This window comes from Brevibacillus schisleri, from assembly GCF_055685845.1.
The window spans coordinates 3,672,097-3,683,575 of record NZ_JBVNDM010000001.1 but is presented as its reverse complement, the minus strand read 5'-3'; the positions used below and the strand labels follow the sequence as shown (position 1 = coordinate 3,683,575).

Below are 11,479 nucleotides of genomic sequence, written 5' to 3'. Positions count from 1 at the left end.
ACGTTTGTGGGAAGAGGAGGGACATACATGAAACGAAGTAAAAAACCCGTCATTTTGGCATTGCTGGCCATCACTCTAGTGGCAGGGTGCTCCAGCCCGCAAGCGGAAACGCCGCCTACGGAAACGGTGGAAGCCGCCGCAACCCCTGTACAGATTGAAACCGTCGCTACAGGCTCAGTAGTATCAGATTCTGGTCTCACGGCAAAGCTGGCGCCGAGTGAGGAAGTGCAAGTTTCCCCGAAAATGGGCGGGAAAATTTCTTCCCTGCCAGTGAAACTGGGGCAATACGTGACAAAAGGTCAAGTATTGTTCAAGCTCGATGAAAAAGATCTGGTGAACGGTGTCAAGCAAGCAGAAGCAGCCTACAATGTATCAAAAGCCAGCTTAAACCAGGCAGGTAGCAGTTCAGATCAAGGCTTGGTGCAAGCAAAAAATAGCTTGAAGCAGGCAGAAACTGCCCTTCAGGATGCAAAAGTAAACCAGCAGCGGATGCAACAGCTCTTTTCACAAGGAGCGATTTCCGCACAGCAGATGGAACAGGCCAACTCCCAACTGACAACTGCACAGACTTCTTATGATAACGCACAGCAGACTTTACAATCAGCTGGGCAAAAAACGAGCGTGCAAGTTTCTGAAGCATCTGTACAGCAAGCACAAGTAAGTCTGCAAAATGCTCGTGAGCAATTGGCGAATGCGACTGTGACGTCTCCGATCAACGGATATATTTCCAGCGTAAACGGTGCAGTTGGTCAAATGGCAGGTCAGCAGCCGGTTGTGGTTGTCGTTAACACGAACCCTCTTCTGGTAAAAGCAAATCTGTCAGAAGCTGATATCACAAAAGTAAAAGTAGGAACAACCGTAAAAGTAAACGTACAATCGACAGGAAAAACGATTGATGCCAAAGTAACGGCGATGAGTCCAGTCATGGATTCGCAGCTCAAGGCATACCCAGTGGAGATTACGATTCCGAACCCATCCAATGAGCTGAAGTCCGATATGGTTGTGAATGTGACCTTTCCATCGGTTGGGGAAAGCGGAGCAAAATCGATCGTGGTAACGCGCGGTGCCGTTTTTGATCGCGATGGCAAACAGTATGTATTCAAGCTGGAAGGTGACATTGCCAAACAAGTCGAGGTCACTACAGGCAAATCCTCCAGTGATCAGATCGAAATTTTGACAGGCTTGTCTGCCGGCGATAAGATCGTGGTAAAAGGGCAAACATTGCTCCAAGATGGCGGAAAAGTTACGATTCAGTAGGAAAAAGAGTAGCAAGAAAGGGACGGAGTACATCCGTCTCTTTTTTGTGTACAATGGAACTACTCGACCATATTATGGATACAGAGCGAATCATGAGCTGTCTTTAGCTATCTCAATATGAAAAGAAAATTGTCACGGATTTAAGACAAAGTGTCATTGCTACTTTTGAAGGGGGCAAAGATTCGATACAATGAGAAGATAGTGGATAAAATACCCAGCGGAGGTACATATGACTGGCGATATTAGTGTGTTTGTGGCATTTGCAGCAGGTTTTCTCTCGTTTATTTCTCCTTGCTGCCTGCCGCTTTATCCGTCCTTTTTGTCTTACATAACTGGAGTAACGATTGATGAGGTAAAGAAAGGGAGAGCGGTTTTTCGCAAGGAAGCCTTCTTGCATACCTTTTTCTTCATTGTCGGGTTTTCGATCATTTTCGTTGCGCTGGGACTGTCTACCTCTTGGATCGGAAGCTTGTTCACCGACCAGCAGGATTTGATTCGTCAATTGGGCGGTATTTTGCTTGCTGTTATTGGCTTTGTTATGCTTGGCGTGTTTAAAATGGATTGGATGATGCGTTCTTTTAAAATCGATTTAAAATCGAGGCCATTGGGGTATACTGGGTCCATACTGGTGGGAATGACGTATGCAGCTGGCTGGACACCTTGTGTGGGACCCATTCTTTCTGGCATTATCGTCATGGGTGTATCCAATCCTTCAAGCGCCTTGGCTTACACATTGGCGTATACACTTGGTTTCGCCATTCCGTTTTTTGTCATGACATTCTTCATCAGTAAGGTGAAAGCGATTGTGAAATATTCCGACCTGTTTATGAAAATCGGAGGAGCCATTATGATTTTGTTCGGTATTCTTCTGTATACAGATAAACTGACGGATATTACACGCGTTCTCATTCAAATGTACGGAGGCTTTACGGGATTCTAACTCAGTAGGGCAGAGGTGACAAAATGAAAAAGCTGTTGCTCGCGGTGATCGTATTATTGGGGGTCGGACTTGCTGTTTGGGAAAAGCCTCAAGAAACAGCCGCAACCGTAGCAGAGGTTCAAAAACCAGAAGTTGGCTTTGCGGCTCCTCATTTTACACTGACAGGATTGGATCAGCAGACGTACAAGGTAGAAGGCAAAAGGGCGAAACCATTGGTCTTGAATTTTTGGGCTTCCTGGTGTGGACCATGCAAGCTGGAAGCGCCTGATTTACAAAAAGTCTATGAAAAATACGGCGGACAGGTTGATCTGTATGGTGTGAACGTCACGAGCAATGACAGCCCGGAAGCAGCCATGGCCTTCGTCACCAACTATAAGCTGACATTTCCGATACCGATGGACGTCGCTGGAACTGTGTCGAACCGTTACAAGGTGATGGCATTCCCAACGACTTACTTGATTGACGCGGATGGGATCATACGAAAAAAAATCATCGGCATGGTTGATGCTCCTACACTGGAGCTGGAACTGCGCCAGTTGTTAAGCACAAAGCCATAAGGAAGGCACATAAGTCGCTGGGGGGAGAATTCTCCGGCGGCTTTTTCTATTTGTGACACGTATGACAAGGCCCATTTTGCAGGTGAAGATCTTGATTTTGTATGCTTGCCTAAAGAGCGGTGGTGTTCTCCTTCATAGACTGGAGTGATCTAGGGCAAAGGGAGGAAAACGGATGGCCAAGGGCAAAAAGGTAAAGAAGAAGAATACACGACAGCATCCCAATCAAGTACAGCTGAAAATCGTAACGTCCCATACATGTCAAGTATGCAAACAGCAATGTGCAAGAGGGTTGGCATATCTGGAACAGATGTCCCAGCCCGGCGCGATCGGCTTTGGTGTACCATGCATCCTCACTAAGCAAAAGCAATAGCTTGTCTTTTTCTATGAGCGAAATCTTCTGTTCACGAGAGAGATTCCCTTCGAAGTGAGAAGGGATCTACAGCCTGTCTCCAAATTGGAGCTGCCTATGGGTGGCTCTTTTTTCAGTTTTTATGAGGAGTTAGGAGTGGGGGAATGTGACAAAAGTAAAAGCACTTTTGAGTATAGTAGTACTTTTAATACTTGGTGGATGCGCGCCTGCTACCAGCTCAAATGTTGAAGTGCAGCCTGTTTCAAATGGGAGTGTTACAATTGAAGAAGACCTCCTTAAAAAAATGAAGATTGTAAAAGACGATAGCGAAATTGGCTCAGGAGAACTAACTAAAGAGAACATTTCATTAGGGGTTATTCATATTGAGGATTCAGCAGAAGCCGTACGAAAACTACTTGGGGAGACAACAAGTAAAGGAATGTTAAACTCTACGCCTTTTCCATTGTGGCACTACGAAAAGCAAAATATAGACGTTGCATTCTATAATAAAGGAGGAACAATCCCTCACCAGACAATCCAAAAGGCGGGGTTGTAAGCATAGTTGTTAACGAGCCATCTGACATCAAAACAGATCGTGGTTTTGGTATTGGAAGCATACTAAAAGATGTTATGCAAAGTTTTCAAAGTGCTTATGCCTATGAAAAACGGAAGGATACAGATACACAATATGTCGTAAATTCAGGTTCAAGTTCATCTGGGAATGCCTTTTATCCATCGTTAAGAGTGCTATTAAAAGGAGACAAGGTAACTAGTATTGAAATAAGCAATGAAAAAGAGCAACCATAAAAAGGAGTGGGGGATTCCCCCTTCAAAACTACCAGTCAGCATCGTGAAGAACAGCGTTAAGTCGACGACCTGGATAGGTATCACTTTTACTGGCTCTCATGTAATGCGGTTTTGAAGAAGGCTAGAGAAGCCAGAGAGGGAGAGTAATATAAAGGATGCAAAATTCTATGATTTTGTCTGAGCAATACAAAGCGTTGTCTAAGCCGAATTTCTCTATAATGCTTGAGCTGTTATTTTCACCATCATGTTTTAATGAAATATATTTACATCTTGGACATACAAAGGAATCAGAAGATAAATTAAAATATTCGATTAGGTATGCTACGTTTTCATTTATGGAGCCATATGAAGTGTTAGAAGTCCCAATTGAGCAAAGTATAGCAGAAAAAATAGAAGAGATACTTTGTGAGTCAAAGATTAGTATTATTCCTAAAAGATATAGTATGGGACTAGATGGACATTCTTTCATACTAAAAGTAAATAGAGGATTCAATAAAATTGAAATTCGGTGGTGGTGTGAACCTGATGAGGAGTGGGCACCACTTGGAGAACTAGTTGAACTTATATTTAGTCAACTACCTAAGAAATTAAGGGAATATTAGTTATGTAAAGACCTACTTATAGCTTGTATGCTGGCAGGTTTAACAACCGTGTATTATACTGAAGGGACTGATGAAAGCAAGGGAAAGGAGCGAAAATGCGTCCATTACAAATATCACCGGAGACGGCAGTCAAACTGGCGGAAGCACTTCAGGTACCCTTGGAACGCCTCATGCACATGCCGCAGCATATTTTGTTGCAAAAAATGATGGAGCTGGCTAATCAAGAAAAGGAAGCAAACGAAGCAGCGAATAAAAACCAAGAATAGGCGAGCGATACAAAAGGAGGAGAAAAGATGGGGGCAAATGTAGCACATAAATTCCGTACGGGGCTCAAGCCACAAGCGTTTGTGGAAAGCATGACGAAAAATCAGGATACATACCAAAACTGGTCGGATGCATTTTCATGGGAGGATGAACAAGACCGTGCGTTTTTTGCTTCTCTCCAGCATCGCGATGACCTCAGATGCTTGATTTTGGCTGCGGAATGGTGTGGCGACGTCGTTCGCAACTTGCCAGTCGTCTTGCACGCCTTGAAAGAAACAGACATGCCAGTGGAAATTATGGTGATGGAAGAACACCTCGATCTCATGGATGAGTTTCTTACGATGGGCGGTCGGGCGATCCCTGTTGTTATTTTCGCAGACACGGGTGGACATGTTCTGGCAAAATGGGGACCACGACCGAAGCATGTCCAAGCTGTCATGACGGCATTCAAACAACAAAACCCGGACCGAAACGCCACGGATTATGAAGACAAGATTAAAGTAGCGCGTGCTGAAATGCTCGAGCAGTATGGAGAAGGAACTGGCTACCAGCAAGTGATTGTCAAAGAACTGAGAGAGCTACTTTCCTCGATTTAATCTATCACATCGATAACAGGGCGGAGTCACGGCTCCGTCCATTTTCATGCAGAAGGGCTGAATAACATGTATTACTACGGGAATGAAACGATTATGTCCTTGGAGCAGGTGCTTCGCTTAAAAGCATCGGAAGTTCGAATTTTGGAGTGGGTACGTACCTACGAGTTTTTAGAAAACAGTTATGGAATAGATGAAACCGTTCCCTACTTCTTGGAGATAAAATGTGAAGAAGGGCAAGTGAAGATTCGCAAAAACCGTATACTTGACTTCCCTGAATACTCCTGTGAGGGAGAAGCAATCTTTCAAGAAGTAGATGAGGCACTGCGCGTCTTTCACGAGTGGGCACAGGAGATCTTGGCGAAAAAAGAGAGTTAATCAAAATAATATGTTGACGTCAAACAAAGTTCATGATAAATTAATAAATGTCGCTTCTGGTTGAAGAGAATAGCAGAAGATAGACAGCACATATTGTGGGGAGATAGTGAAGTGGCTAAACACGGCAGACTGTAAATCTGCTCCCTCCGGGTTCGGCGGTTCGAATCCGTCTCTCCCCACCATTGATTTTCTATCGATGATGTGCTAATTTATTCATAGTTCACTTGCCGGTGTGGCGGAATGGCAGACGCGCGCGACTCAAAATCGTGAGGGAAACCGTGGGGGTTCAAGTCCCTTCACCGGCACCATATCAAAAACGAATGCACACTAACCATGATGTCTACAGACACATGGATGGTGTGCTTTTTTACTATATGGGAAACAATTCAAACAGCGGCGAGTCTAAGGCTTGATTTTCAGGTCTTAGGTCGCCGCTGTTTCATTTTTGGGTAATGAAAGCTCGCTTAAAAGTTCAATTCTGCAATCGTCTCGCCGAACAAAACCATGCCATTTTTTTGAAATCCGAGTGAAGCGTAAAGGTTTTCGGCTGCGACATTGGCTGGGGCATAGCCAATGACAATTTTTTGACAATCTTCCTTTGCTTTCAGGATCTCAATGACTTGTGAAATCGCAGTACGTCCATAGCCTAGTCGTTGGTACTTCGCATCAATTAAAAGTCTGTAAATCCAGTAATTACCATCGTCGGGGTCAAGCCCATACATGACAAAGCCAACCATCGTGTCATTATGGTATATGGCCAAAGGAACAAATGTAGTTTGAAACTTTGATTCAGCGATGGAGTAAAGGTTTGGCGCAACAAACTCGCTCTGTTCGGGAGTAGGTTCCAGTTCAATACACTCTTCCCAGTTTTCCAAAGTTACCTCACGAAGTGTCACAGACATCTAATCACATTCATCCTTCCGGGGAATTGTTTTTTTGTAAATATATTACATTTTATCCTACGTGAAAAGACAGTCAAAATCAATAGAGTGCACAAATTTTTTTCTATATCTATACAGCACTAGAGGAAGGGAAAGAGAGATAGAATTAGCTCAATTTTCAGAAATAACAATTTATGGAAAATTCATTTGACACTACAGAAGAGTCATCTATATAGTTGGAACTGGAAGTATTTGTAATCGATTTGATTTTTTACCATGTCTGAGTTGTGATTACAACTACACAATTCAGAAAGGGGGATATTCTTTGCGCCAGGATAAGAAGCAATGGAAGGTCGGTTATCCTTTAAGTCATCCACAAAAGCGTATCTGGTATACGGAAAAATTACATCCACATCTTCCTATCCATACGTTAGGGGGGATGGTACGCGTTCAAGGAAAGGTGAAGCTGGATGTACTGGAAGCGGCCATTCACCTGTTCATTCAAAAGAACGATACCTTGCGACTCAACTATCAGGAGGAAGAGACAGTCCTTCAGTTTGTTGGAGAGTACGAACCACAGCCATTACAGGTGTTTGATTTCAGTCAGGAACCGAATGCCTCTGATCGGTGCAGACAACTCCTGCAAGCTTTGCTTACAAAGCCGTTTTCAATCGGACAAGAGCCTCTGTTCTACTTTTGTCTGATCCAACTGAGTGACGAGGAAGCAGGGTATTTTGTAAAGCTGCACCATTTGATTGCTGATGGCTGGTCCATCTCAATCATGACAGAACAAATTGCTCACTATTATGACACGTTGTTGGCGGGCGGTACCGTTCATGTAGGAAGTGAACACGCTTATCAAGCTTTTGTCGACAGGGAGCATGCCTATGCTCAATCTGAGAGATTCGAAAAGGACAAGCGCTACTGGCGGGACAAGTTTCAGAGCTTGCCCGTAATCACGACATTGCAAAAGGCAACAGATACAACCGAAGGCAAGCGCAAAGTCTATGCATTCAACCAGGAAGATTCGGCAAGAATACGCCAGTTTGCGGAACAGATGAAATGCTCGCTAAATTCCGTGTTTGTAGCTCTCGTCAGTCTTTATCTTCAGCGTTGTACGAGGCAAGAAGAAATCGTGATCGGTACGCCGCTGTTAAACCGTTCAGGCAAAGTGGAACGCAAAATATTCGGGATGTTTACTAGCACCATGCCTTTTCGTCTGGCAGTTCCGATGGAAATGGATGCTCTCGATTATGTTAAATATGTCAACAGGGAATTGACTTCCTGTTTTTTTCATCAGAAATATCCGTACGATTTGCTGGCTCAAGAGTTGGAATTGAAGAAACATGGCTATGACAGCCTGTTTCAGATTTGTGTGAATTATTACAGCACGCAGCTGCCCTTCACCCTTGGCGGATACCCCGTGACGAATGAGGAGTTTTACAACGGTCACCAGTTGTATTCGCTCCAAGTCATTATCAGGGAGTGGGCTACAGATGAACAATTAACACTGGAATTGGATTATAAGATCGCCGAGTACACGGAAGAAGATATTGACCGAATAACGGATCATCTCGTGCGGCTACTCAATCAGATGATCTCGAATCCAGAGGTACCGCTATCCAATCTGAACTTCCTTGCTGACGAAGAGTTGGCACTACAGCTCAATACATGGAACGAGACTGCAACTTCCTATCCCAGCGAGAAGACGGTTGTCCAACTGTTTGAAGAACAAGTAATGCGCTCGCCAAAAGGAATTGCATTGGAGTCAGAGGGGCGCACACTGACATTTCAGGAACTGCAGGATCATGTGAATCGACTCGCTCAATCGTTGCGAAACCGAGGAGTTGGCCCTGGCGTAATTGTGGCGTTGCTAGCAGATCATTCGCCAGAGATGATCATCGGACTGTTGGCTGTGCTAAAAGCTGGCGGGGCATACCTTCCGATTGATCCTCAACTCCCTTCACAGCGTATTGAATATCTGCTTTCTGATTCTAGAGCGGACCTGTTGCTTCGTCACACTTCGCGATCAGAGAATTTTTCGTGGTCCAAAGCAATTCTGGAGCTCGGTGATTCGTCCCTGTATCAAAATGATGGGGCAATCCTGGAATCGGTCAATCAGCCAGATGATTTGGCCTATGTCATTTATACATCAGGCTCTACTGGAAATCCGAAGGGAGTCATGGTTACTCATCGAGGGCTAGTCAACTATATTTCGTGGGCGAAAGACCGCTATCTCTCTTGTCCTGAAGAAGCCTTTGCTCTGTATTCCTCACTGGCATTTGATTTGACGGTTACGTCCATTTTCTGCCCGCTGGTAAAGGGAAATCGGATGGTTATTTATCCTCACTCCGATTCAGAGTTTGTGTTATCGCGCATCTTTAGTGACGGACGCTCCCATGTTGTAAAGCTGACACCTGCCCATCTATTTTTGCTGCAAGAGATCGCTCTGCCTTCTACTTCGGTAAAGAGAGTGATAGTGGGCGGCGAGGACTTGAAGGTGAGTCTGGCTGAGGCCATTCATGCGAAATGGAACGGACAAATCGAAATTCTCAATGAGTATGGCCCTACTGAGACAGTAGTCGGATGCATGATCTATCAATACGATCCAGTGACTGATGTCGAAGGATCTGTACCGATTGGACATCCGATTAGTAACGTGCAGCTCTATATTTTGGATTCATATGGGAAGCCAATCCCAATCGGATCGACAGGAGAGCTATTTATCTCGGGAGATAGTGTGGCACGGGGGTATCTTAACCGCGAGGAATTGACGCAAGAACGTTTCCTACCCGATCCGTTTCAGCCAGGGAAAGTGATGTACAAGACGGGCGATCTGGTTCGCTATCGTCCCAATGGAGTCATGGAGTATTTGGGGCGAGCTGACTATCAGGTGAAGATTCATGGATACCGCATTGAGTTGGGTGAAATTGAACAGCAGCTACTTGGTCATTCTTCTGTTCGTGAGGCAGTGGTGATTGATCGCATGGATACGTGGGGGCGTAAGTATCTTTGCGCTTATTTGATCACGGAAACATCTTTCCGGGAAAAAGAGCTCCGCGAAGAACTGGCAAGTCGATTGCCCGCTTATATGATCCCTTCGCAAATCGTACAGCTTGAACAATTTCCGCTGACCTCAAATGGCAAAGTTGATCGAAAACAGCTTCCCGAACCTGTCATGGAGCGAAAAGGTGCTGAGGATGAAACCAGTCCTCGTGACGAGTTTGACAAGCTATTGGTTGAAGTGTATGAGGACGTGCTCGGTCATTCGCCATTTGGTTTACAGGACCCGTTTTCCCAACTAGGGGGGGACTCGATCAAAGCGATTCAGGTTTCTTATCGATTGCATCAGCGGGGAATCAAGATTCCGGTTAGAGACATCTTGATTTATGACACGATTGCAGAACTAAAAGCGAGAAGTGACTGGAGTTGGGGAGTGGAACAGATCCCACAAGAGCCGTGTACGGGCGAGTTGCCTTCATCTCCCATTGTTTCTTGGTTTTTGTCACAACAGTTCCGCAATGCTGATCATTGGAACCAGTCGTTGCTCCTCGAAAGCAAGGAAAAAGTAACGCTGGAGGAGTTTGAGGCGAGTCTGTTAGCACTGGTTAATCATCACGATTGTTTGCGACTCAATTACTCGGCAAAAGAGGGGAAGCTCTTTTACAATGAGCGCCACCTAACCAGTCGGGTGTCAGTATCTTACGTCGACCTTTCTTCCGTACCGCAAGAAGAACAGGAGAGAAGAATGCTTGAGGCGATGAGAGATTGTGCTGTTAGCTTCAAGTTGGAAGAATCATTACTGTTTACCGGTTGTCTCTTTGAATTGGGACCAGATCAACCTCAGCGATTGTTTCTGACGGCCCATCATCTTGTTGTGGATGGTGTCTCCTGGAGGATTCTCCTGGAAGATTTGATGAGCGCCTTGGCCAGTCTGAAACGTAATGAGCCGATTCTCTTACCAGATAAAACGCATTCGATGCAAGCGTGGATCAAGGAAGTCTCCGCCTATTATCAGTCGACTCAGGCAAGCAAAGAAAAAGCATATTGGGACATGTTTTCCATCCCGGAAGACAAACTACCGACTGACTTCGATTTTGGCGAAGACTTGGTAGAATACAGCGCTACATCTACTCGCACACTTTCAGCCGAGATGACGTCGCGACTGTTGACAACGGCCAACCGAATGTTTAATACGGGTCCCCAAGACCTATTGGTTGCAGCATTTACTCGGACATTGAGTGATGTGTTTGATAGGGAGCGTCTCTTGCTGGTAATAGAGTCACATGGGCGTGAGTCTTCTATTCACACGATGAACGTAACCAGAACAGTAGGATGGTTTACCAGCATGTATCCTGTTTTGTTCGAAACGAATCCATCCAATCGGACCGATCACCTAAAAGGGGTAAAGGAGAAGTTACGCCAGATTCCGATGGGCGGGCTTGGGTTTGGCTGGCTAAAGCCTGATCTGCTCGCGGCAGTGGAAAAATCCCATGTTCGATTCAATTATCTGGGATCCGTGGATAATCAACTGAGTGATGAGCTGGTTCTCATGGGAGGAAACTTGGCGGTTGATGCCGGAGTGGGTAATCATTTGACAGCACTGCTTGACGTGGCTGCTCTCATTCGCCAAGGAGAACTTCAGGTTTCTGTTACGTACAGCTTGCGCAAGTATAGCGAGGAGACTATAGAGAAGTTACTTACGTTGTTTATCAATGAATTGGAGCAGCTCATTGATCATTGCTGCCATCAGGAGGTCCCTGAATTTACGCCATCGGATTTTGAAGAGGTGGAATTGACGCAAAAAGAGCTGGATTTGCTGTTTGGTTAAGAATCGAATCTCATGCTTGA

General features: G+C 45.1%; 11 protein-coding genes and 2 tRNA genes. 12 read left to right on the top strand and 1 reads right to left on the bottom strand.

The annotated features are described in order from the left end of the window. The first annotated feature begins 27 nt into the window (after positions 1–27). From ACUUHJ_RS17165 to ACUUHJ_RS17115, 11 genes are all read left to right on the top strand, one after another. A complete protein-coding gene (locus ACUUHJ_RS17165) occupies positions 28–1,257 on the top strand; it encodes an efflux RND transporter periplasmic adaptor subunit (protein WP_472299463.1) in 1,230 nt (409 codons plus the stop codon). A gap of 229 nt (positions 1,258–1,486) precedes the next feature. Next, positions 1,487–2,197: a cytochrome c biogenesis CcdA family protein gene (locus tag ACUUHJ_RS17160; RefSeq protein WP_289673192.1), complete on the top strand. Its 711-nt coding sequence runs from the start codon at positions 1,487–1,489 to the stop codon at positions 2,195–2,197. 23 nt (positions 2,198–2,220) lie between these two features. Next, positions 2,221–2,754, top strand: a complete 534-nt coding sequence (locus tag ACUUHJ_RS17155) for a TlpA family protein disulfide reductase (protein WP_472299462.1) — start codon at positions 2,221–2,223, stop codon at positions 2,752–2,754. Between the two features lie 172 nt (positions 2,755–2,926). Then, entirely contained in the window at positions 2,927–3,124 is a 198-nt protein-coding gene (locus tag ACUUHJ_RS17150) for a hypothetical protein (RefSeq protein ID WP_016743534.1), read from the top strand. A gap of 145 nt (positions 3,125–3,269) precedes the next feature. After that, a complete protein-coding gene (locus ACUUHJ_RS17145) occupies positions 3,270–3,659 on the top strand; it encodes a hypothetical protein (protein ID WP_472299461.1) in 390 nt (129 codons plus the stop codon). A gap of 418 nt (positions 3,660–4,077) precedes the next feature. Continuing rightward, complete coding sequence (locus ACUUHJ_RS17140; protein ID WP_472299460.1) at positions 4,078–4,512, top strand: hypothetical protein; 435 nt, start codon at positions 4,078–4,080, stop codon at positions 4,510–4,512. Positions 4,513–4,607: 95 nt separating this feature from the next. Next, complete coding sequence (locus tag ACUUHJ_RS17135; protein WP_015891498.1) at positions 4,608–4,778, top strand: YycC family protein; 171 nt, start codon at positions 4,608–4,610, stop codon at positions 4,776–4,778. 27 nt (positions 4,779–4,805) lie between these two features. Further along, positions 4,806–5,372, top strand: coding sequence for a thioredoxin family protein (locus ACUUHJ_RS17130; protein WP_016743536.1), 567 nt, complete (start codon positions 4,806–4,808; stop codon positions 5,370–5,372). A 66-nt stretch (positions 5,373–5,438) separates the two neighbouring features. Continuing rightward, positions 5,439–5,747: a hypothetical protein gene (locus ACUUHJ_RS17125; protein WP_289673186.1), complete on the top strand. Its 309-nt coding sequence runs from the start codon at positions 5,439–5,441 to the stop codon at positions 5,745–5,747. A gap of 97 nt (positions 5,748–5,844) precedes the next feature. Further along, positions 5,845–5,929: transfer RNA gene (locus ACUUHJ_RS17120), tRNA-Tyr, on the top strand. A gap of 44 nt (positions 5,930–5,973) precedes the next feature. Further along, positions 5,974–6,055, top strand: a tRNA-Leu gene (locus ACUUHJ_RS17115). 156 nt (positions 6,056–6,211) lie between these two features. Here the strand turns inward: ACUUHJ_RS17115 and edeQ are convergent. Beyond that, on the bottom strand, positions 6,212–6,649 hold the full coding sequence (gene edeQ / locus ACUUHJ_RS17110; protein WP_289673184.1) for an edeine self-resistance N-acetyltransferase EdeQ: 438 nt from the start codon (positions 6,647–6,649) through the stop codon (positions 6,212–6,214). 304 nt (positions 6,650–6,953) lie between these two features. On the opposite strand from edeQ, the gene edeP reads away from it, so the two are divergent. Then, positions 6,954–11,459 carry an edeine non-ribosomal peptide synthetase EdeP gene (edeP, locus tag ACUUHJ_RS17105; RefSeq protein WP_472299459.1) on the top strand — a complete coding sequence of 1,502 codons (4,506 nt, stop codon included), beginning with the start codon at positions 6,954–6,956 and terminating at the stop codon, positions 11,457–11,459. Positions 11,460–11,479 lie beyond the last annotated feature (20 nt).